Raw genomic sequence first — 22352 nt, 5'->3', positions numbered from 1 at the left:
TTCTGAACCAAGCACCGTGCCGGTACTCACATTCACTGTATGGGTCGCGCAGGAAGGATCACCATGAGCCGAGTTCATGCCGCCCTGGTCGGGCGACGCCTCCTCTTCTTCAGCTTCCTGTGCCTGGCGTTGGGCATTGCGCTGGCCGTCTTCCAGTCGGTGGTCCAGGCCCAGCAGAGCGAGCGCACGGCGCTGGTGATGACCGTCGAAGGGGCCATCGGCCCCGCCACCAGCGATTACTTCCAGCGTGGCCTGCGCCGGGCCGCCGAGGGCAATGCCGAGATCGTGGTGGTGCAGATGGACACCCCCGGCGGCCTCGACGCCTCCATGCGCGACATGATCCGCGCCATGCTCACCTCGCCAGTGCCGGTGGCCATCTACGTGTCGCCGAGCGGCGCTCGGGCGGCCAGCGCCGGCACCTACCTGCTCTACGGCAGCCACGTGGCGGCCATGGCGCCCTCCACACACCTGGGTTCGGCCACGCCGGTGCAGATGGGAGGGGGATTTCCGGGGATCGGCGGCGACGATGACGATGACGACGAGCGCAGCGGCACGCGAGGTGGGGCGCGTGCCGAGGAGCGCGAGGAAGAGGCCGCTGCCGATGACGAAGAGACCGCCAGCGATGAGGGCGCCGCTGCGACCACCGACGAGGAGGCCGAGGAGCGCAGCCGCGCCGCCGATGGCCCGCGCCGCGGCGAGACCGCCATGGAGCGCAAGGTGCTCGAGGACGCCGTCTACTACATCCGCGGCCTGGCCGAGCGCCACGGCCGCAACGCCGACTGGGCCGAGGAGGCGGTACGCGAGGCGGTCAACCTCACCTCCCGGGAGGCGCTGGAGAAGAATGTCATCGACGTGGTGGCCAGCGACATCGAGGACCTGCTCGCGCAGATCGACGGTCGCACGGTGGTGATGGAGCGTGGCGAACTGACCCTTGCGACCGCGGAGCTCGTCATCGAGCGCTTCGATCCCGACTGGCGCACCCAGCTGCTCTCGGTGATCACCAACCCCAACGTCGCCTACTTCCTGATGATCATCGGCTTCTACGGGCTGATCTTCGAGCTCTCCAATCCGGGCAGCCTGGTGCCGGGCACCATCGGCATCATCTGCCTGCTGCTGGCGCTCTTTGCCTTCCAGGTGCTGCCGGTCAACTACGCCGGCCTGGCGCTGATCCTGGTCGGCCTGGCGCTGATGGTGGGCGAGGCGCTGATGCCCAGCTTCGGCATATTGGGAATGGGCGGCATCGTCGCCTTCGTGATCGGATCGGTGATTCTGATGGACGCAGACAACCTGAGTATCTCGCTGCCGATGATCGGTGGCATCGCCCTGCTGGCCGCGGTCCTGATGCTGTGGGTGATGACCCGCTTCGTCAGCCTGCGCCGGCGCCCGGCCAAGGGCGGGCAGGAGGAGCTTGTCGGCAGCGAGGCCCGGGTCCTCGAGGACTTCGAGGGCAGCGGCCACGTGCGCCTGATGGGCGAGCGCTGGAACGCCCGCAGCGACCAGCCGCTGGTCAAGGGCCAGAGGGTGCGGGTGGCGGGCATCGATGGCCTGACCGTCGAGGTCGAACCCCTGGATGAGCATCACTGAGGCGTCGCGTTCGACGCGTCACGCTTGCACGCTGAACGTTCCACGCAAACCATGGAGAAAGAGCATGTTGATTCCCTATCTCGTACCGGTCGTGCTGCTGTTCATGCTGATCGCGGCCTCGATCCGCATCCTGCCGGAGTACAAGCGCGGCGTGGTGTTCTTCCTGGGGCGCTTCCAGGGGGTCAAGGGGCCGGGGCTGATCATCATCATTCCCGGCATCCAGAAGATGGAGGTGGTCGACCTGCGGGTGATCACCATGGACGTGCCGGAGCAGGACGTGATCTCTCAGGACAACGTCACCGTGAAGGTCAACGCGGTGATCTACTTCCGGGTGGTCGACCCGGAGAAGGCGATCATCCAGGTCGAGAACTTCACCGTGGCGACCAGCCAGCTGGCTCAGACCACCCTGCGTTCGGTGCTCGGCAAGCATGATCTCGACGAGATGCTCTCCGAGCGCGACAAGCTCAACGACGACATCCAGGAAATCATCGATGCCTCTGCCGAGGGGTGGGGCATCAAGGTCTCCAACGTGGAGATCAAGCACGTCGATCTCGACGAGAGCATGATCCGCGCCATCGCCCGCCAGGCCGAGGCGGAGCGCGAGCGCCGCGCCAAGGTGATCCACGCCGAGGGTGAGCTGCAGGCCTCGCGCAAGCTGGTCGAGGCTGCCAACGTCATGGCCGAGAACTCGGCGGCCCTGCAGCTGCGCTACCTGCAGACCATGAGCGACATGAGCAACAAGAACGCCTCGACCATCGTCTTCCCGCTGCCCATGGACATCATGGAGGCCTTCAAGCACATGAAGGCCTCGCCGGCGGCCCAGGCGCGCAGCGCCGGACAGTCGTCCAACGGCAGTCACGACCCCTCCTGATCCCGCCATTACGACCACCCGGTCGTGGCGGCCCTGCCCCGGGTGCAGGGCCGCGGCGTTACTGCTAGAATTCGCGGCTCGATTTCCTGGCGACCCTGACCCCGGCTCATGCCGTGGCTCGGAGCCGTGACGGAGACCCGGGCGCCCCGCAAGCGCTCCTCCAAGACCAGAGACCGCACCCCGTGATGACTCCCCCGGCAGGGCAGGCGACTCCGCCCTAGCGCACCTCTCCTTCCCCCTTCGGCGGCGCCTCGTCATCGAGGCGCCGCCGCGTGGCATCCCCCTGTGGATGCCCGGGCGCCCCTGCGCCCCGGCGATGGGCCCCGCAAACGGCGGCGGCACCGCGCAGCACAAGACAAGACCCTCAAGAGGCAACGCCTGGCGCTGGCCGCCCGGCCGGCACCCTGCGGTGCGGCCAGCGGCGTAGTCCGTACCGCTCGATGCCTTGCGGCATGACACTCACTCCTGACTGGAACACAGCATGTTCGAATCGCTACGACAGACCTGGTTCTCCAACGTGAAGGGAGACACCCTCGCCGGTATCGTGGTGGCCCTCGCCCTGATACCCGAGGCGATCGCCTTCTCCATCATTGCCGGCGTGGACCCCAAGGTGGGCCTCTACGCCTCATTCTGCATCGCGGTGATCATCGCCTTCACCGGCGGCCGGCCGGGCATGATCTCGGCGGCCACCGGCGCCATGGCGCTCTTGATGGTCACCCTGGTGCGCGACCACGGCCTCGAGTACCTGCTCGCCGCCACCCTGCTCACCGGGGTGCTGCAGATCGTCGCCGGCTATCTCAGGCTTGCCGAGCTGATGCGCTTCGTCTCGCGCTCGGTGGTGACGGGCTTCGTCAACGCCCTGGCGATCCTGATCTTCATGGCCCAGCTGCCGGAGCTGACGGGGGTGACCTGGCACGTCTATGCCATGACCGCGGCGGGGCTCGGCATCATCTACGGCTTCCCCTACCTGCCGAGGATCGGCAGGTCGATCCCCTCGCCGCTGGTCTGCATCGTGGTGCTCACCGCGGTCTACCTGCTCTCCGGCATGGAGATCCGCACCGTGGGCGACATGGGCGAGCTGCCCGACTCCCTGCCGGTCTTCCTGTGGCCGGACGTGCCGCTCAACCTCGAGACCCTGTGGATCATCCTGCCCTATGCGCTGATGCTCACCGTGGTGGGCCTGCTGGAGTCGATGATGACCGCCACCATCGTCGACGACCTCACCGATACGCCGAGCGACAAGAACCGCGAGTGCAAGGGCCAGGGTATCGCCAATATCGGCGCCGGCCTGATGGGCGGCATGGCGGGCTGCGCCATGATCGGCCAGTCGGTGATCAACGTGAAGTCCGGCGGCCGCGGGCGCCTCTCCACCCTGGTGGCCGGGGTGCTGCTGCTCATCCTGGTGGTCTTCCTCTCCGACTGGGTCTCGCTGATTCCCATGGCGGCGCTGGTCGCCGTGATGATCATGGTCTCCATCGGCACCTTCAGCTGGGCCTCGATCCGCGATCTCAGGCAGCACCCCATGAGCACCAACGTCGTCATGCTGGCCACCGTGGCGGTCACCGTGGCCACCCACAACCTGGCCATCGGCGTCTTCGTCGGCGTGCTGATCGCCGCCATGAACTTCGCCAACAAGGTGGGCAACATCCTCTACATCGGCTCCGAGGAGGCCGACGAGGGCAGCCGTCGCCGCTACCGGGTGGTGGGCCAGGTGTTCTTCGCCTCCTCCGAGCGTTTCGGCAACGCCTTCGACTTCAAGGAGAGCGTGGAGAAGGTCACCATCGACCTCTCCCGGGCTCACTTCTGGGACATCACCGCCGTGCAGGCCCTGGACCGGGTGGTGATCAAGTTCCGCCGCGAGGGCACCGAGGTGGCGCTGGTGGGCCTCAACGAGGCGACGGCCACCATCGTGGATCGCTATGCTGTGCACAATGATCCTGCCGCCGTCGACAAGCTGATGGGCGGCCACTGAGGAGCACGATGACCATGACAGATCAGGTGATGGCCGCCATCGACGGCTCGAAGTACTCGCAAGGGGTCTGCGACGCGGCGGCCTGGGCCAGCCTCGCCCTGGGCGCACCGTTGACCTTCCTGCACGTGGTGGACAACCACCCCCAGATCGCCGAGGCGGATCTCTCCGGCCATATCGGCCTGGGCGCCCGGGAGCATCTGCTCGAGGAGCTCGCCCACCTCGACGAGCAGCGCGCCAAGGTGGCCCAGGAGCAGGGCCGGCTGATGCTCAAGGCCGCCAGGGAGCGGGCCATCGAGGATGGCGTCACCGAACCGGGCACCCGCCAGCGCAACGGCACCCTGGTGGAGACCCTCGAGGAGCTGCAGGAGGAGATCCGTCTGCTGGTGATGGGCAAGCGGGGCGAGTCCGCCCACCAGGACAGCAGCCATCTGGGTTCCAACCTGGAGCGGGTGGTGCGCACCCTGCACCGGCCGATCCTGATGGTGCCGGACACCTTCAAGGCCCCCGCCACGGCGATGCTCGCCTTCGACGGCAGCCAGACCACCCGCAAGGGGGTCGAGATGCTGGCGAAGAGCCCGCTGTTCGCGGGTATCCCGGTGCATGTGGTGATCATCGGCGCCGAGACCGGCGACAATCGCTCCCAGCTCGACTGGGCGCTCAAGACGCTGCGCGACGCCGGCGTCGAGGCCGAGGGCGCCATCCGCGCCGGCGAGGTGGAAGCGACGCTGCGTGGCTACAAGGAGGAGAAGGGCATCGACCTGCTGGTGATGGGCGCCTACGGCCACTCGCGCATCCGCCAACTGCTGGTGGGCAGCACCACCACGGGGATGCTGCGCAAGGCCACGGTGCCGGTGCTGCTGCTGCGCTGACCGCCGAGGCCGATAGTCCCTGGATGCCCCGGTGCGCCCGAGTGAATCGCGGGAGCCCGGGGCGTCCTGCCGTCAGGGGCAGCTGTCGCCGACCATCAGTTCGGTGGTCAGCAGGCTCGAGGCGGGCGGGGTCAGGCCGAGGATCATGCGGGCCGCCATGCGCCCCTTCTCGGTGCTGTCCTGGCGCACCGTGGTGAGACGCGGTGCCCGGTACTGCCCCTCGGCGATGCCGTCGAAGCCGGTGATGCGCAGGTCCTCGGGGACTCGCAGGCCCCGCTGCTCGGCCAGGGTCAGCGCGGTCAGCGCGATGCGGTCGGACATGCACAGGAGCAGGTCGGGACGCTCGTCGCCCGGCAGGTCGAGGATCGGTGCGAGCACCGGGGCACACACCTCGAAGGTGTTCTCCTCGATGTTCCACATCGGCACCTCGGCCGGGTCGATGCCGCGCTCTGCCAGGGCGCGATAGAAGCCGGCGAGGCGGGAGCGGGTGATGGTCTGTTCGGCGCCGAGCAGGGCATGGGCCGGGGTGATGCGGCCGTTGCAGGGCTCGGCGGTCAGGCGCAGGTTGACGATCGCCGGGCGCCGGGGAGGCGTCGCCAGGGCGTGCCGGGCGATGGCCTGGCAGGCCGCCTCGTTGTCCACGTGGATCGCCGGGCGCCCCTCGATATCGAAGTCCGCCGCTACCAGGGCCGCCTGGCTCGGCAGGCTCTCCAGCAGCGTGGGCGACGGCATCAGGCCGTAGACGATGAAGCCGTCGGCCATGCTGGCCGAGCCCGGGAACTGAGCCTGGGTCTGCCGCGAGGAGAGCAGCAGCAGGGTGTGCCCCTGGGCGTCGAGCACCTCGGCCACCCCCGAGAGGAACTCGCTGGCCACGGCATCGTTCAGGCTGTAGGTGAGGCTCTCGGCGAGGATCACCGCGATGATCCGCGAGCGCCCGGTGCGCAGGCTGCGCGCCTTGGCGTCCGGCCCTCGGTAGCCCAGGCGCTTGGCCTCGCCGAGGATGCGCTCGCGCAGGGCGGGCGAGAGCTGGTCCGGCCGGTTGAAGGCGTTGGAGACGGTGGCCGTGGAGACACCGAGCTCCCTTGCCAGATCCTTCAGCGTGATACGACGGGGGGTAGACACAAGCGCGGTTCCTTCGCCATCTGGATCGATTCAGTCAGCTCGCTATCCTAGTGGTCCGCGCGCCATTTGGCCACTGTGCGAGCGGCACGGCTCCGCAAGCGGGCCGTGCCGTGAGCCTCAGGCCACCGCCCGGGCCGGGGCGACGCCCAGTGCCCGGTCCTGCCCGTCGAACAGGTGGACGTGATCGGGGTCCGGGACCAGCGCCACCCGCTGGCCGACCCGCCACTGGCTCGGGGCCTCGCTGCGGTGGATCAGCAGGGTCTCGCCGGCCTTGGGCGCCAGGTAGACGTAGACCTCGTTACCCAGGTACTCCACGTTGACGATCTCGAAGGCGTTGTCGCCCTTGGCCTCGTCCAGGCGCAGGTGCTCGGGGCGCACGCCCAGGGTCAGCGCCTCGCCGGCGGCATGCTGGCGGGTGTCCTGGGGCAGGGCCAGCTCATTGAGGCCGGCGGTACGTACCCGGCAGCCGCGCGAGTCGCCGCTCACCAGGGCGGCCGGCAGGAAGTTCATGGTGGGGGAGCCGATGAAGCCGGCGACGAACTTCGTTGCCGGGCGCTGATAGAGCTCATGGGGGCTGCCCACCTGTTCCACGCGGCCGGCGTTGAGCACCACGATCTTGTCGGCCAGCGTCATGGCCTCCACCTGATCGTGGGTGACGTAGATCATGGTGGATTCGAGGCGCTGGTGCAGGCGGGCGATCTCGTTGCGCATCTGCACCCGCAGTGAGGCGTCGAGATTGGAGAGCGGCTCGTCGAACAGCAGGATGCGCGGCTCCCGGGCCATGGCGCGGCCCATGGCCACCCGCTGGCGCTGGCCGCCGGAGAGCGCCTTGGGCTTGCGCTCGAGCAGCTCCTCGAGCTGCAGGATGCGGGCGGTGGCCATCACCCGCTCGTGGATGGTCTCCCTGGCGGTCTTGGCCAGCTTGAGGCCGAAGGCCATGTTTTCGTAGACCGTCATGTGCGGGTAGAGGGCGTAGGACTGGAAGACCATGCCCACGCCGCGATCCCGGGGCGGCAGCTCGTTGACCACGGTCTCGCCGATGGAGAGCTCGCCGTCGCTGATCGACTCGAGCCCGGCGATCAGCCGCAGCAGGGTCGACTTGCCGCAGCCCGAAGGGCCAACGAAGACAACGAACTCGCCGGCACCGATCTCGAGGTCGACGTCCTTGATGATATGGGTGCTGCCGAAGACCTTGTTGACCTTGTCGAGGGTGACGCTTGCCATGGGGTGTCTCCTTGCCGGCCCGGCGGCTCGCGCCGCGGGCCGGCCTGTTGTTATGCGTGCTGTTCGTTATCGATGCTGTGATGACATCAGTGTGGCTCAGAGCCTGAACCAGGCGGCCTGGTAGGGCGGCAGATGAAGGGTCTCGTCGTCGCGCTCGTGGCGGAAGTCGTGCCCCTCGAGGGCCTCGGTGACCGGCAGCGGCAGGCGGGCCTCACGGGCCTGGCCGGTGAGGTTGAAGAGGCAGAGGAGCCGCTCCTCGCCCGTCGCGCGCACGAACCCGAGCAGCTCGTCGCCGACCTCGACGAGCTCGAGGTCACCATCGACCAGGGCCGGATGCGCGGCGCGGAAGGCCAGCAGGCGGCGGGTGGCGCTGAGCACCGAGGCCGGGTCGTCCTGCTGGGCGGCCACGGCCAGAGGCAGCTGGCGCGCCTCCACCGGCAGCCAGGGTTCGACGCCTGCGGGGCTGAAGCCGCCGTTCTCGACGTTCTCCCAGGGCATGGGGGTACGACAGCCGTCGCGTCCCTTGAACTCCGGCCACAGCACCTTGCCGTAGGGGTCCTGGATGCGCTCGAAGGGGACGTCCGCCTCCATCAGGCCCAGCTCCTCGCCCTGATAGAGGCAGACGCTGCCGCGCAGCGAGAAGAGCATCGCCAGCGCCACCTTGGGGTAGGCAACGGGATCCTCGTCCGCGCCCCAGCGGGTGGCGCTTCTCACCACGTCGTGGTTCGAGGTGGCCCAGCAGGGCCAGGCGTCGCCGGCCAGGCGCTGGAAGCGCTCGATGACCTCGCGCAGATAGGCCGCCGAGTGCGGGGCGTTGAGCAGGTCGAAAGTGTAGGCCATGTGCAGCTTGTCGCCGCCGGCGGTGTACTCGGCCATGCGCGCAAGCGGGTTGTCATCGCCGATCTCGCCCACCGTGGTGGTGCCGGGGAACTCATCCATCAGCGCGCGCAGCTCGCGCAGGAAGTCCAGGTTCTCCGGGCGGCTCAGGTCATAGACGTGGCGCTGCCAGGTGTAGGGGTTGGCGTCCGGGGCGCCCAGGGTCTTGGCCTCGCCCGCCGGCACCGGCGGGTTGTCGCGAAGCGCCTGGTCGTGGAAGTAGAAGTTGACGGTGTCCAGGCGGAAGCCGTCGACCCCGAGTTCCAGCCAGAAGCGCATGTTATCGAGCTGGGCGGCCCGCACCTCCGGGTGGTGGAAGTTGAGGTCCGGCTGGCTGGTCAGGAAGTTGTGCAGGTAGTACTGGCGCCGACGCGAGTCGAAGGTCCAGGCCGCGCCGCCGAAGATCGACAGCCAGTTGTTGGGCGGGGTGCCGTCGGGCCTGGGGTCGGCCCAGACGTACCAGTCCGCCTTGGCGTTGGTGCGATCGGCGCGGCTCTCCTGGAACCAGGGGTGCTGATCCGAGGTGTGGCTGATCACCTGGTCGATCATCACCTTGAGGCCCAGCGCGTGCGCCTTGGCCAGCAGCGTCTTGAAGTCCTCCAGGGTGCCGAACATCGGGTCCACGTCGCGGTAGTCGCTGACGTCGTAGCCGAAGTCGAGCATCGGCGAGGTGAAGAAGGGCGACAGCCAGATGCCGTCGACGCCCAGGCTTGCCACGTAGTCGAGCTTCTCGGTGATGCCCTTGAGGTCGCCGATGCCGTCGCCGTTGGCGTCCATGAAGCTGCGCGGGTAGATCTGGTAGATGACGCCGCCGCGCCACCAGGTAGTCGTGTCTTGCATGCAGGAATCCCAGGTCGAGAATGAGTGAAGAGGTCAGCCCTTGACCGCGCCGGCGGTCAGGCCGGAGACGATGCGGCGCTGGAAGATGATCACCAGGATCACCAGGGGCACGGTGACCACCACCGAGGCGGCCATGATCGGGCCCCAGGGCAGCTCGTAGGCGCTGCCGCCGGAGAGCAGGGCGATGGCCACCGGCACGGTGCGCTGGCTGTCGGTGAGGGTGAAGGTCAGGGCGAAGAGGAACTCGTTCCAGGCGGCGATGAAGGCCAGCAGCCCGGTGGTCGCCATGGCCGGCCACATCAGTGGCAGGAACACCTTGGTGATGGTCACCCAGGGGGTGGCGCCGTCCATGATGGCGGCCTCCTCGAGCTCCATGGGCAGCTGGCGCATGAAGGTGGTCAGCACCCAGACGGTGAAGGGCAGGGTGAAGATGGTGTAGCTCAGGATCAGCCCGCCCGGGTTGTTGTAGAGATTGAGCGCCCGGATCACCTCGAAGAGCCCCGAGAGCACCGCCACCTGGGGGAACATCGACACGCCGAGGATCACCAGCAGCACCGTGGAGCGGCCGCGAAAGCGCACCCGGCCCAGGGCGTAGGAGGCGGTGAGGCCGAGCAGCAGGGCGATGAAGACCACGCTGGTGGCGACCAGGAGGGAGTTGAAGATCGCCTGGAGGAAGCTTCGCTGGGTGAACACCTGAACATAGTTGGCCAGGCTCCAGGTGCTGGGCCACAGCTCGACTCGGAAGAGGTCGCTCGAGGGCTTGAAGGAGGTGATCACGGCGTAATAGAAGGGGAACACCGCGACGACCACCACGAAGGCCACCAGGACCCAGAAGCCGATGCGAGTGGCGAGCTTGTTGAACTGGCGCGAGGTCATGCGTCACCTCCCAGGTTGAGACGGTTGCGGCCCAGGTAGAGGTAGGCGATGGTGGCCAGCGCGATGATCAGGAACAGCAGGGTGGAGGCGGCGCTGCCGTAGCCCACGTCCTGGAACTCGACGAGCTGCTGGCGGGCGTAGATGGACATCGACATGGTGCTGGTGGAGTTGGAGGTCAGTACGTAGATGACGTCGAACACCCGCAGGGCGTCGAGCAGGCGGAAGATCACCGCCACCATCAGCGCCGGGGTGATCAGCGGCAGGGTCACCCTGAAGAACACCCGGACCGGGTGGATGCCGTCTACCTCGGCGGCCTCATAGCAGTCCTTGGGCAGCATCTGCATGGCGGCCAGCGCCAGCAGGGCGACGAAGGGCGTGGTCTTCCAGACGTCCACCATGATCACCGCCCACATGGAGTAGCTGGCGTCCGCCGTCCAGGCGATGGGGTCGGCGATGATGCGCAGCGCCATCAACAGCTCATTGATGATCCCGAACTGGTCGTTGAGCATCCAGGCCCACATCTGCGCCGAGACGATGGTGGGAATCGCCCAGGGGATCAGCACCGCCGCGCGCACGAAGGTGCGCCCCTTGAACTGGGCGTTGAGGATCAGCGCCACGATCACCCCGAACACCACCTCCAGCGAGACCGAGACGATGGCGAAGAAAAAGGTGTTCCACACCGCGCGCCACCAGATCGGGTCGGCGAGCACGCCGTACCACTGGCCGTCGTCGAGGACCAGGTAGTTCTCCAGGCCGACGAAGAGGGCGTCGCCGAGATCGGAAAGCGAGGCGTCGGTGAAGCTGAAGTAGAAGGTGCGCGCGAGCGGCCAGCCGGCCACCAGGGCCAGGGCGACCAGCATCGGCGCGAGGAACAGCCAGGCGGCCTTGACCCGCTGGCGGCGGACCTTGGTACTGCGGTAAGCCTTGGTGGGGGGGGCGCGCCACGGTGGGCGCGCTGTCGTCGAGGGTCGTACTCATGGGAGGGCTCCCGGGTTACCAGTTGCGGCGCTTGATGCGGGACAGGTCGCGCTCGAGGTCGGCCACCGCCTGCTCGCCGCTCTTGCTGCCGGAGAGCACATCATGGGTGGCGCTGAAGAAGGCGTTGCTGACCCGACCGTAGGCATTGCCGGTCACCGCCGAGGGACGGGCCACGGCATTGACGAAGGTGTCGTAAAGCTCGCCGAAGAAGGGCACCGCCTCGAGCACCTCCTCGTCCTGGTAGAGGGCCGCCAGGGTGGGGTTGTAGGCGCCTTCGATGGCGCGGCGTTTCTGCTCCTCCAAGCCGGTGAGGAAGGCCACCAGATCCGCGGCAAGCGTCGGGTTCGCGCTGTAGCGGGAGACCGCCAGGTTCCAGCCGCCGAGGCCCGCCGCGCTGGTGCCATCACCGCCCGCCGGCAGCTGGGTCACCCCCACCTTGCCGCGCACCTCGCTGCCGTCGCTCTGGGAAAGCGCCCAGGCGTAGGGCCAGTTGCGCATGAACACCGCGTTGCCTCCCTGGAAGACGCCGCGTGCCTCCTCCTCGGTGTAGTTGAGTACGCCGCTCGGGGCGATCTCGCCGACCCAGCTGGCGGCCAGGTCGAGGGCCGCCGCGGCCTGCGCGTTGTTGATGCTGATCTCGCCGTCCGGCTCCACCACGCTGCCGCCGCCGTGGCTGGCCACCCACTCCAGGGCGTTGACGGTCAGCCCCTCGTAGGCGCGGCCCTGGAAGACGAAGCCGTGCATGCGCGAGTTGCCCGCCTCGCGCTCGGCGGCTTGGATCTCGCGGGCGATCTCGGTGAGCTGCTCCCAGGTCTCGGGAGGCTCGTGGCCGTGCTGCTCCAGCAGGTCCGCCCGGTAGTAGAGCACCCCGGCGTCGGTGAACCAGGGCATCGCCACCAGGCGGCCATCCACGGTGTTGTTCTCGACGATGGCCTCGAAGTGCCCCTCGCCGGCCTCATCGCCCAGCGCCTTGCGCAGGTCGAGCAGGTGGTTGGCGAGCAGGCCGGGCCAGATCACGTCGATCTGGAAGACGTCGATATCCCGGGAGTTGGCGGAGAGGATCTGCTGGTAGAGCGACAGCCGCTCGGTGGAGGAGTTGGGCGTGGAGACGATGTCGACGCGGTGGCCGGTCGCCTCCTCCCAGGCGCGCACGCCCTCCTCGCAGAGGGTCAGCTCGGCGCCGACCGCGCCGCAGGAGATGGTCAGATCCGCCGCCTGGGCCTGGCCGGTGGTGGCAAGCGTCGCGGTGCCCAGGGCGAGGGCGGTGATGAGAGGTGTCTTGAGCATGGGAGTCCTCGTCGGTTGTTATTGTCGGTTGGCGATGGTCTTAAACGATTAAGTACGTCGGCACAGTTAAGAGCATGGGCCGGGCCCCATCAACCTAGACTTTTGTCGAAGGGGCGGTGGCGTGGCCGGCAACGAGGGAGTGAGCGGCGACTTACCTTGCAAGCTAATGATTACGCCGCTCTCGCCGGCGCGGGCGGGTGTCAGGGAGCGGGCATTAGACATTGGTCGCGTTCTTGCCGGGCGACGTTGAGGAGGTCGACTTAAACGATTAAGTTTTGGTGGGCTTGCCCAGCCCGCCCTCCGGGGTGCCCCGACGGTCGGGTTGCGCTGCCGGACTGAATCGTTACAGATCACAACAACAAGGGATGACATCACCATGAACGCCGTCATGTTCAAGACCCCTCTGGCCATTGGCATCGCCGTCGCCGGCCTGGCGCTGAGCGGCGCCGCCAGCGCCGAGACCCATGGCATGGAGCAGCGCCTGGCCGAGCTCGAGGCGCGTATCGCCGCGGCCGAACAACGTGCCGATGCCGCAGAGCAGCGTGCCACCCTTGCCGAGACCCGGGCCGAGAGCGGGGCCCGGCCGGACGCCGACGAGGTGGAAGAGCGCCTGGCTCGGGTCGAGCGCCAGGCCAGCGGCGAGGAGGGCTTCTCCTTCAACGCCTATGCCCGCTCGGGACTGCTGCTGGGCGAAGATCGCAAGAGTCTGCCGGGCGGTCCCTACGTGACACCCGCCGGCCCGCTGGGCGGGGCCGTGGGGCGTCTGGGCAACGAGGGGGATACCTATGTGGAGGGCATCTTCAACTACCGGATGCGCTACGACAACGGCGCCCGGGCCCACTACCGCATGATGCTGGCCGACTCCGTCAGCACCAGCAACGACTGGACCGCCGACGAGTCGAACCTCAACGTTCGCCAGGTCTATGCGGAGTTCAGTGAGCTGCCGAGCTTCACCGGCGTCTTCGAGAATGCCTCGATCTGGGCCGGCAAGCGCTTCGACCGCGACAACTTCGACATCCACTGGATCGACAGCGACTTCGTCTTCCTGGCCGGCACCGGCGCGGGGATCTACGACATGCAGCTGGCCGACGACTGGACCTCCAACCTGTCGCTCTATGGCCGCAGCTTCAGCGGCTTCGACCTGATCGGCAGCGATGATCCGACCGCGGGCAGCACCGACAGCCTGATCCTCACCAGCAACAACTACGTCGGCAACTGGCAGTTCATGGTCAGCGGCCTCTCCGCCGCGGACAACGACGAGCGCGATATCGGGGCGGGCCAGACCGCCGCCGACAGCGGCTTCCACACCATGGTGGCCTACCACGGCGACAGCTTCTTCGGCCTGGGGGAGGGTAACTTCAAGGCGGCCCTGATTCACGGCCAGGGCCTGGGCGCGGAGGCCAAGGTGCTGGGCGCCGACGGCGCGCTGACCGATGACGCCCAGGCGACCCGCCTCGGCCTCTACGGCACCACCTACCTGGCCCCGACCTGGCGCGTGGCGCCTTCGCTGCTCGCCGAGACCAGCCGGGACCGCTACGTGCAGGGCGACGAGTTCACCTGGGCGGGCCTCAACGTGCGCCTGGCCAACGAGCTGACCGAGAACTTCGAGATGCAGTACGAGGCCAGCTACCAGTTCATGGACCTCGACCAGGGGGAGGGCGGCAACGCCGCGAGGGGCGACTTCGGCAAGTTCACCATTGCCCCGACCTTCAAGCCCCAGGTGGGCGGCTTCTGGCAGCGGCCCGAAATTCGCCTTTTCGCCTCCTACACCGACTGGAGCGAGGCGCTCAACGGCTACGGCGGCAGCTTCGGCGAGGAGGGCTTCACCGGGGGGCAGTGGAGCTTCGGCGTCCAGACCGAAGTCTGGTTCTGATGGCAGGGGGCCGGCGCCGGCCGGGCCCTGTCGGCTGTTTCGATCCTTGCCCGTGGCCGGTGGCCACGGGTTTTTCATGCGCTGCCACGACGTATCGACTGTTGGCGAGGATCCGTTGATACTGGCGGCCTGATCGTCATCCGGCAGGCCATCCTCCTGTCGATAACCGCCAAGGGGAGTACCCATGACCATCATTCGCCACGACACCAAGGCGCGCATGAGCCGCGCCGTGATCCATAACGGCATCGCCTACCTGTGCGGCCAGGTGCCCGGCCCCGAGGCGCGCCACGGTGACATCACCGAGCAGACGAAGAGCATGCTGGCGCGGGTGGACGCGCTGCTGGCCGAGATCGGCTCCGACCGCGAGAACCTGCTCACCGCCACCGTCTACCTGAAGGACGGTAACGACGCCGCCGCCATGAACGCGGTGTGGGACGCCTGGGTGCCCACCGGCCACGCCCCGGCGCGTACCTGCGTCTGTGCGCCGATGCCGGCCGACGAGCTCCGGGTGGAGATCACCGTGACCGCGGCCGTGGTCAGCGGCGAGTACAGCTACTGAGTCGCTGCCCTATCGCGCGCAGGGGTCGTCCATGACGGCCCCGTCCTTCGGGCGCAGCCGCCGCGAGAGGGCGTCCACCGCGATGTTCAGCATCGCGGTGACCAGCAGCAGGAAGAAGGCCACGTCGAACAGCAGGTAGTCGAAGCCCTCCTCGATGTAGAACCCCAGCGTCGCCACCCCCAGCATCCCCAGGATCGCCGTCTCGCGCAGGATCACCTCGGCGCGGTAGTAGAGCAGTGCCAGCATCCCGGGATAGAGCCGCGGCAGCAGCTCGTAGGCCAGCCGGCCCGGAGCGGAGAGCCCCGGCATGGCGGGCTGGATGGCATCGGCGTGGCGCGCCACCAGGAAGGCGATCAGGGCGCCGTTGTGCAGCGCCAGGGCCAGCCAGGCGGGCAGCAGCGAAGGGCCCAGCAGCAGCAGGAAGAGGAACGCCAGCATCATCTCCGGCGTGGAGCGCAGGGCGATCAGCAGGCCGTGGCCGGCCAGTCGCGTGCCGCGATTGCCGAAGTGCCGGCAGGCCAGCGGCCACAGCGCCATGGCCACCACCAGCGCGCCTACGCTGCCGAGCAGCCCCAGCAGCAGGGTATTGCCGATGGCTGGCCCCAGGTCCGGAATGCGCGAAAGCCATTCGACCAGGCCTGTCCAGTCGCCGGCCAGCAGCGCCGGCGGCCAGATGTCCTCCGACACGAAGCGCCACACCAGAGCGCCATCCACGCTGGGCCAGGGGCCCAGCAGCCAGGCGCCGCCGATCAGCAGCACCGGGATCAGCCGACGGTGGCTCCACCAGGGCAGGCTGGCGATCAGCAGGTAGAAGAGCCACAGCAGGGCGCCCGCCTCGTGATAGCGCCCCTCCCGGAAGGCGGTCTCCAGGTGGAAGCCCAGGGTGGGCAGCCCCACGAAGCCCAGCAGCACGCTGGCGCGCAGGGCACACTCGAAGCGGTAGCGGGTATAGGCGAGGAGCTGCGCCCAGGCCAGCGGCAGCTCGGCATAGACGAAGCGCACCAGGCGGCCCGTGCCCGGGGGCAGGGCGTCGCGGGGGGGCGCGGGGCGTCTGCTCGAGGATCTCCGCATAGACCTTGGCGAAGATACCGGCGTAGGGGATCGCCAGGGCGGCCAGTGCCGTGAAGGCGGAGAGCCCGAACACCTGCAGGAAGAGCAGCGCCCAGAACAGCTCGTGGATGGCGCGTACGAAGGCGCAGCCGGCGCGCACCAGCCGCGAGCGGGCGAACAGCAGCGCCAGAGGAATGCCCAGCAGCATCCCGGCCAGGGTCCCCCAGATCGCCACCGCGACGGTGAGGCCGATGGCCGTGAAGGGCGACTCCAGCGATCCCCAGGCGGGCCAGGCCATGCCCCTGGCCATGCGGCCGAGCTCTGTCCAGGGATCCCGGGTGTGGATGGCGAGATCGGCCAGGGGTGCCAGCACCACGGCCAGCGCCAGCAGCGCCAGGGTATGGCGGGCCAGCCGCAGCCCGGGGGTGGTGCCCCGCCACCAGTGGCGGCCGTGGCGGGGCGGGTGGGGCAGCGCCTCGCTCACGGGCGGCCCCGGGCGCAGGGCAGGGCCTCCGGGCTCGGCATCCCGGTCGCCGCCGGCTCACCGGAGGCGCCGGCCGGTGCGTCGGCATCCGGATAGAGGGCGTCCAGGTCGGCCAGGGTCAGGGACGCTGCCGGGGCATCGATCACCAGGCGGCCGTTGCGCAGCCCCCAGACCCGGTCGAAGTGAGACAGCGCCAGCTCGCGCTGGTGCAGGGCGACCACCGAGGTGGAGTGGCGCGAATCGATCAGCGCCAGCAGGCGCAGCGCCTGGTGGGGGTCGACGCTGGCCACCGGCTCGTCGCCGAGGAAGAGGTCGCGGCCCTGGTAGAGCGCGCGGCCGATGGCCACACGCTGGCGCTGGCCGCCGGAGAGCTGACCCACCGGGCGCCGTTCGAGCCCTTCAAGCCCCAGCAGCGCACACAGCTCGCCCACCTCCCGCCAGGGGCGGGACAGCGGGCGTACCAGGTTCCACAGGCCGGCCAGCGTCGAATGCTCCGGCAGCCGTCCCATGAAGACGTTGTGGTAGACGGCGAGCTGCGGCACCAGGCCGTGGTGCTGAGGGCACCAGGCGGCGCGATCACCGAGCCGTGCGCGCAGTTCGGCGAGCAGGGTCGACTTGCCCGAGCCGCTCTGGCCCAGCAGCGCCACGCGCTCACCCTCGTGCAGGGTGAGCGTCAGCCCGGGCAGCACCAGGTGCTGGAGGCGCCCCTGGCGGTCGCGACCGTGGCCGAGATCCTCGCCCTCGAAGCGGATCAGCAGCCGGCGTTGCTCGCTCTCCATGGCGTCGGCCCTCAGCGCAGCAGGCCGAGCTCTTCCGCGACCTCCTCGATGGGCGCGTAGAGGGCGTTGTCGGCGGGGATGAAGGCCTCGCGGGGGAAGCTCGCCAGGAGCTCCGGGTCGTCCATCTCCAGGAAGGCGGCCTGCACCTTGTCGGTGAAGCCTTCGCCGAAGCGTGCGTCGGCGTCGCCGCGCAGGGTCCAGTTGTAGTCCGGGTAGGTCGGGGTGGCCCAGATCACCGAGACCCTGTCCGTGTCGACGCGGCCATCGGCCACGGCGGCTTCCCAGACGGTGTAGTTCACCGCGCCGATGTCCCAGGTGCCCGCTTCCACCAGGGCGATGGTGCGGGAGTGGTCGCCGGAGTAGCCGACCCGGGAGAAGAAGGCCTCGGGGTCGACATTGTCGAAGCGCTGGCGGAAGAAGTGCTCCGGCATCAGGCGCCCGGAGGTGGAGGTGCGCGAGCCGAAGGTAAGGCTCATGCCCTCGAGCTCGTCGGGCAGCTCGTCGGCCAGCGACAGCCCCGTCGATTCATGGGCGATGAAGTAGCTCATGAAGGCGTCGTCCTCGCTGCCCTGGGCCAGCGCCTGGGAGTCCGGCACCAGGCGGCGCGCTTGCACCCCGGAGAGGCCGCCGAACCAGGCCAGCTGGACCTGGTCGTTGCGGAAGGCGGTCACGGCGGCGCTGTAGGACTTGACCGGCACGTACTCAACCGTGACGCCGAGGCGCTCCTCGAGGTAGTCGGCGACCTTGCCGAAGCGCTCCACCAGACGTGCCTGGTCCTCGTCGGGGATGGCGGTGAAGCGGAAGGTCTCGGCGACCGCCCCCTGGGCAAACAGGGCGAGGGCGGCGGTGGCAAGGGCGAGGCGGCGCATGGGGCGGCTCCGTGGAGGATGAGGCAGGGCCGCCAATGGTAAGGGATGGCGCGGGAATGGCAAGCTGTCGGAGGGCCCTGGGCCAGCCTCTCGCGGGTAGTTGGCTGGCGCGTCGCGGGGCTCAGCGCCGGCCGGCGGGGTAGCGGGTATCCTTCAGGCTGTCCTTGATCTTCTTCAGGTGGCCCAGGAAGTCCTCGCCGCGCCGCAGGGTCACTCCGGTAGCCAGCACGTCGATCAGCGCCAGCTGGATCATCCGCGAGGTCATCGGCATGTAGTGGTCGGTATCCTCGGGGGTGGCGACCTCCAGGGTCTCGGTGCACTCGCGGGCCAGCGGCGAGTCGGGGGCGGTGATGCCCAGCACCACGGCGCCGCTCTCGCGGGCCAGGCGGGCGATGTCGACCAGCTCCCGGGTGCGCCCGGTCCAGGAGATCACCACCACCACGTCGCCGGTATGGCAGCTCGAGGCCACCATGCGCTGCATCAGCACGTCGACATAGGCGGTGACCGGTATGTTGAAGCGGAAGAACTTGTGCTGGGCGTCCTGGGCCACGGCGCCCGAGGCGCCCAGGCCGAAGAAGTGCAGCTGTCGCGCCTGGATCAGGTAGTCCACTACCCGCTCGATGCGCAGCGGGTCGGTCTGGCGACGGGCGTTGTCCAGCGCGGCAATGGTGGCACCGAAGATCTTCTCGGTGTAGTCGGCGGCCGTGTCGTCGGGTTCCACCGCCTGGCTGACGTAGGGGGTGCCGCCGGCCAGGCTCTGGGCCAGCTTGATCTTGAAGTCCGGATAGCCCTTGGCATCGAAGCTGCGACAGAAGCGGTTGACGGTAGGTTCGCTCACCGAAGCCGCCTGGGCCAGGGTGGCAATGCTCATGCCGGTGGCGGTTGCCGGGTCGGCGAGGATGACATCGGCAACCTTGCGCTCGGAGCGGTTGAGCTCCTCGAGGCGCTGACGAATGCGATCGATCAGGTCGTGACGGGCCATGGCGCGGTGGCGCTCTCCATGCTGGGCGGGACGGGGCCGCGGGGTGAAGCCGGAACGGGTGATGTAGTGATTTAACTACATTATGCTGACTATCCTAGCCCGAGGAGGTCGGCCGCGGCCAATCGTCCTCGGTGGCTGGCAATTAATTGCGTAAGATTACAACAAATCATTGTCTTGATCCCGGGATTCGGGTATTTTTTTGGTAATCCAACGAAAAGAGAGGCGGACATGAGTCACTTCAGCCGGTCCGGCCAGGCAGCCAGCACCGACATCGACCTGGCGCTGTTCGGCGCCCTTGGCGACCTGGCGCAGCGCAAGCTCTTTCCGGCGCTGTTCCAGCTCGATCGCGAGGGTCTGCTCGACCCGGGCACGCGCCTGCTCGGCCTGGCACGCCAGGAGCTCGACCTCGACGGCTTCAAGGGGCGCGTCGAGAAGGCGCTCACGACCTACGTCAAGGCCGAGGAGCTCGACCGCAAGGCCCTCACGCGCTTCCTGGCGCGGCTCGACTACCGCCAGCTCGACTTCACTCGCGTCGAGGGCTATGCGGCGATTCAGGAGTGGCGCAAGGCGGGGCGCGAGGCGGGGCAGGAGCGCCCCATGGTGGTCTACCTCTCGGTGGCGGCGAGGATCTATGGCGACATCTGCCGGCACCTCGAGGCCAGCGGCAGCCTGGACGACCAGAGCCGGGTGGTGGTCGAGAAGCCGATCGGCTACGACCTGGCCTCCTCGGCGGAGATCAACGACGCCATCGGCGCCGTCTTCCCCGAGTCTCGCGTCTACCGCATCGATCACTACCTGGGCAAGGAGACGGTGCAGAACCTGATCGCGCTGCGCTTCGCCAACCCGTTGTTCGGCACCCAGTGGAACCAGAACCATATCTCCCATGTGGAGATCACCGTGGCCGAGCAGGTCGGCATCGAGGGGCGCTGGGGCTACTTCGACGACGCCGGCCAGCTGCGCGACATGGTGCAGAACCACCTGCTGCAGCTGGTCTGCCTGATCGCCATGGACCCGCCGGCCAACCTCGACGCCGATGCCATCCGCGACGAGAAGGTCAAGGTGCTCAAGGCGCTCAGGCCCTTCACCGACGACATGCTGGGGCGTGACGTGGTGCGTGGCCAGTACACGGCGGGCACCATCAACGGCAAGTCGGTGCCCGGCTACCTCGAGGAGGAGGGGGCCAATACCGAGAGCCATACCGAGTCCTTCGTGGCCATGAAGACCGGCGTCGAGAACTGGCGCTGGGCCGGCGTGCCCTTCTACCTGCGCACCGGCAAGCGCATGCCCGAGAAGCTCTCGCAGATCATCATCCACTTCCGCCAGCAGCCCCACTACATCTTCGACCCCGACCAGCGGGGACTCGCCGCCAACAAGCTGGTGATCCGCCTGCAGCCGGAGGAGGGCATCGCCCTGGAGGTGCTGACCAAGGACAGCGGACTGGACAAGGGCATGCGTCTGCGCCGTGGTCCGCTGCACCTGGACTTCAACAGCGCCTTCCCCAAGTCGCGGATTCCCGATGCCTACGAGCGCCTGCTGCTCGAGGTGATGAAGGGGCAGCAGTACCTCTTCGTGCGCCGCGACGAGGTCGAGCACGCCTGGCAGTGGTGCGATAACCTGATTGCCGCCTGGGCCGATCGCGATGAGCCGCCGCGCCGCTATCCGGCCGGCTCCTGGGGGCCGGTCGCATCCATTGCCATGATCACTCAGGACGGGCGCAGCTGGTATGAGGATTACTGAGGAACTCCAAGATGAGTGAGCTTTGCCGAGAACGCCTGGCCACCCAGCTGGCCGAGGCCGTGGCCGAGGCGCTGCGACAGGACCTGGCGAGCCAGGAGCGTGCCCTGCTGGTGGTCTCCGGTGGTTCCACGCCGGTGCCCTTCTTCCAGGCGCTGGCGGCCTGCGAGCTGCCCTGGTCGCGGGTCGAGGTGACCCTCGCCGACGAGCGCTGGGTGCCCCCGGCCCATGCCGACAGCAATGCCCGCCTGGTGGGCGAGCACCTGCTCAAGGGCCCGGCGGCGGCGGCCAGCTTCGTGCCCCTGACCACAGATGACGCCACCCCCGAGCAGGGCGCCGAGGTCGTGGCCGAGCGTGTTGCCGGCCTGGCCTGGCCGGCCAGCGCGGTGGTGCTGGGCATGGGCGGCGATGGTCACACCGCCTCGCTCTTCCCCGACAGCCGGGAGCTTGCGCTGGCGCTCTCCACCGCCGAGGCGGCGGTGGCCGTGCGTGCCCGGAGCCAGTCTCAGCCGCGCCTGACCCTTTCCGCCGATCGCCTGCACCGCTCCCGGCGCCACTTCCTGCACATTACCGGCGGCGACAAGCGTGACATGCTGGTCCGGGCGCTGTCGGGCGATGACGTCCGTGAGCTGCCGATCCGCGCCTTTCTTTCCTGCCCGCTGGCCATCTACTGGGCCCCCTGATCTCACGGAGAGACACCAATGACCTTCGACAAGAGCATCGACAAGCAGCTGCCCTCCACCCGCACCACCGAGCTCGACAGCATCTGCCTGAAGGCCGAGGTGATCCCGGTGCTGGCCATCCAGCGCGTGGAAGACGCCGTGCCCCTGGCCACCGCCCTGGTCGAGGGTGGCCTCACCGTGCTCGAGGTGACCCTGCGCACCGACTGCGCCCTGGAGGCGGTGCGCCGCATCAAGGCGGCGCTGCCCCAGGCCAGCATCGGCGTGGGCACCGTACTGACCCCGGCCCAGTACCGCCAGGCCGAGCAGGCCGGCGCCGACTTCGTGGTCACTCCCGGCACCACCGAGGCGCTCTATCGCTATGGGGTGACCAGCCCGGTGCCGATGCTGCCGGGCGTTGCCACTGTCTCCGAGCTGATGACCGGCTGGCAGTTCGGCTACCGCCGCTTCAAGTTCTTCCCCGCCGAGGCCAGCGGCGGCGTCAAGGCGCTCAAGGCCTTCGCCGGCCCGATCCCCGAGGCGCGCTTCTGTCCCACCGGCGGCATCAACCTCGACAACGCCGAGGACTACCTGGCGCTCAAGAACGTGATGTGTGTGGGCGGCTCCTGGCTGACCCCGAACTCCCTGGTGGAGGCCGAGGACTGGCACGGCATCCGCCAGCTGGCTCGGGAGGCGGCACAGCGCTTCCACCACTGACTCCCCAGGTTCCCTGCGAAAGAAGTTCCCGCGTGCTCTCTCGACAGCCTCTTGCTGTCCCTCTCCCCGGCCCTCGTGGCCGGGTTTTTTTTCTCCCGAAACGAGCCCGAAACGAGCGGGGGCCGGCAGTTGCCGGCCCCCGCGCTG

18 protein-coding genes and 1 pseudogene are annotated in these 22352 nt (G+C 68.5%); 9 read left to right on the top strand and 10 right to left on the bottom strand.

What is annotated here, in order from left to right; translation table 11 throughout:
• The first annotated feature begins 63 nt into the window (after positions 1–63).
• The 4 genes from HIR79_RS15965 (at position 64) to HIR79_RS15950 (ending at position 5296) form a co-directional block, all read left to right on the top strand.
• Entirely contained in the window at positions 64–1584 is a 1521-nt protein-coding gene (locus tag HIR79_RS15965) for an NfeD family protein (protein ID WP_169959082.1), read from the top strand.
• Between the two features lie 64 nt (positions 1585–1648).
• Positions 1649–2455, top strand: a complete 807-nt coding sequence (locus HIR79_RS15960) for a slipin family protein (protein WP_169959081.1) — start codon at positions 1649–1651, stop codon at positions 2453–2455.
• A gap of 481 nt (positions 2456–2936) precedes the next feature.
• Entirely contained in the window at positions 2937–4427 is a 1491-nt protein-coding gene (locus tag HIR79_RS15955) for a SulP family inorganic anion transporter (RefSeq protein ID WP_169959080.1), read from the top strand.
• Between the two features lie 14 nt (positions 4428–4441).
• A complete protein-coding gene (locus tag HIR79_RS15950) occupies positions 4442–5296 on the top strand; it encodes a universal stress protein (protein WP_169959632.1) in 855 nt (284 codons plus the stop codon).
• 72 nt (positions 5297–5368) lie between these two features.
• On the opposite strand, the gene HIR79_RS15945 is transcribed toward HIR79_RS15950, so the two are convergent.
• From HIR79_RS15945 to HIR79_RS15920, 6 genes and pseudogenes are all read right to left on the bottom strand, one after another.
• The gene (locus tag HIR79_RS15945; RefSeq protein ID WP_169959079.1) at positions 5369–6418 is read right to left on the bottom strand and encodes a substrate-binding domain-containing protein; all 1050 of its coding nucleotides are present in this window, start codon (positions 6416–6418) and stop codon (positions 5369–5371) included.
• Between the two features lie 117 nt (positions 6419–6535).
• A complete protein-coding gene (locus tag HIR79_RS15940; protein ID WP_169959078.1) occupies positions 6536–7642 on the bottom strand; it encodes an ABC transporter ATP-binding protein in 1107 nt (368 codons plus the stop codon).
• 96 nt (positions 7643–7738) lie between these two features.
• Positions 7739–9358: an alpha-glucosidase family protein gene (locus HIR79_RS15935; protein WP_169959077.1), complete on the bottom strand. Its 1620-nt coding sequence runs from the start codon at positions 9356–9358 to the stop codon at positions 7739–7741.
• A 33-nt stretch (positions 9359–9391) separates the two neighbouring features.
• A complete protein-coding gene (locus HIR79_RS15930) occupies positions 9392–10234 on the bottom strand; it encodes a carbohydrate ABC transporter permease (protein WP_169959076.1) in 843 nt (280 codons plus the stop codon).
• Positions 10231–11212 (bottom strand): annotated as a pseudogene (locus tag HIR79_RS15925) (carbohydrate ABC transporter permease). The gene HIR79_RS15930 and the pseudogene HIR79_RS15925 overlap by 4 nt, the downstream one beginning before the upstream one ends.
• A 15-nt stretch (positions 11213–11227) precedes the next feature.
• Positions 11228–12499, bottom strand: a complete 1272-nt coding sequence (locus tag HIR79_RS15920; RefSeq protein WP_169959075.1) for an ABC transporter substrate-binding protein — start codon at positions 12497–12499, stop codon at positions 11228–11230.
• 376 nt (positions 12500–12875) lie between these two features.
• Between HIR79_RS15920 and HIR79_RS15915 the strand changes: the two genes are divergently transcribed.
• Both HIR79_RS15915 and HIR79_RS15910 read left to right on the top strand, forming a co-directional pair.
• The gene (locus tag HIR79_RS15915) at positions 12876–14372 is read left to right on the top strand and encodes a carbohydrate porin (protein WP_169959074.1); all 1497 of its coding nucleotides are present in this window, start codon (positions 12876–12878) and stop codon (positions 14370–14372) included.
• Between the two features lie 184 nt (positions 14373–14556).
• Complete coding sequence (locus HIR79_RS15910) at positions 14557–14931, top strand: RidA family protein (RefSeq protein WP_169959073.1); 375 nt, start codon at positions 14557–14559, stop codon at positions 14929–14931.
• Positions 14932–14940: 9 nt separating this feature from the next.
• Here the strand turns inward: HIR79_RS15910 and HIR79_RS15905 are convergent, their stop codons facing one another.
• The 4 genes from HIR79_RS15905 to HIR79_RS15890 form a co-directional block, all read right to left on the bottom strand.
• Complete coding sequence (locus HIR79_RS15905) at positions 14941–15933, bottom strand: hypothetical protein (protein ID WP_249322191.1); 993 nt, start codon at positions 15931–15933, stop codon at positions 14941–14943.
• A 528-nt stretch (positions 15934–16461) separates the two neighbouring features.
• Positions 16462–17244: an ATP-binding cassette domain-containing protein gene (locus HIR79_RS15900; RefSeq protein WP_169959072.1), complete on the bottom strand. Its 783-nt coding sequence runs from the start codon at positions 17242–17244 to the stop codon at positions 16462–16464.
• A gap of 11 nt (positions 17245–17255) precedes the next feature.
• Positions 17256–18113, bottom strand: a complete 858-nt coding sequence (locus HIR79_RS15895) for a putative selenate ABC transporter substrate-binding protein (protein WP_169959071.1) — start codon at positions 18111–18113, stop codon at positions 17256–17258.
• A gap of 121 nt (positions 18114–18234) precedes the next feature.
• On the bottom strand, positions 18235–19095 hold the full coding sequence (locus HIR79_RS15890) for a MurR/RpiR family transcriptional regulator (protein ID WP_169959070.1): 861 nt from the start codon (positions 19093–19095) through the stop codon (positions 18235–18237).
• Between the two features lie 228 nt (positions 19096–19323).
• On the opposite strand from HIR79_RS15890, the gene zwf reads away from it, so the two are divergent.
• Genes zwf through HIR79_RS15875 form a run of 3 tightly spaced genes read left to right on the top strand, consistent with a single transcriptional unit; the run spans position 19324 to position 22205 of the window.
• Positions 19324–20832, top strand: a complete 1509-nt coding sequence (zwf, locus tag HIR79_RS15885) for a glucose-6-phosphate dehydrogenase (RefSeq protein WP_169959069.1) — start codon at positions 19324–19326, stop codon at positions 20830–20832.
• 11 nt (positions 20833–20843) lie between these two features.
• Positions 20844–21512, top strand: coding sequence for a 6-phosphogluconolactonase (gene pgl / locus HIR79_RS15880; RefSeq protein WP_169959068.1), 669 nt, complete (start codon positions 20844–20846; stop codon positions 21510–21512).
• 18 nt (positions 21513–21530) lie between these two features.
• Complete coding sequence (locus HIR79_RS15875) at positions 21531–22205, top strand: bifunctional 4-hydroxy-2-oxoglutarate aldolase/2-dehydro-3-deoxy-phosphogluconate aldolase (RefSeq protein ID WP_169959067.1); 675 nt, start codon at positions 21531–21533, stop codon at positions 22203–22205.
• Positions 22206–22352 lie beyond the last annotated feature (147 nt).

This window comes from Halomonas sp. PGE1 (assembly GCF_013000985.1).
Classification (GTDB): Bacteria; Pseudomonadota; Gammaproteobacteria; order Pseudomonadales; family Halomonadaceae; genus Halomonas; species Halomonas alkalicola.
Note: the sequence above shows the minus strand (reverse complement) of the source record. Positions and strands in the feature narration are given on the sequence as shown.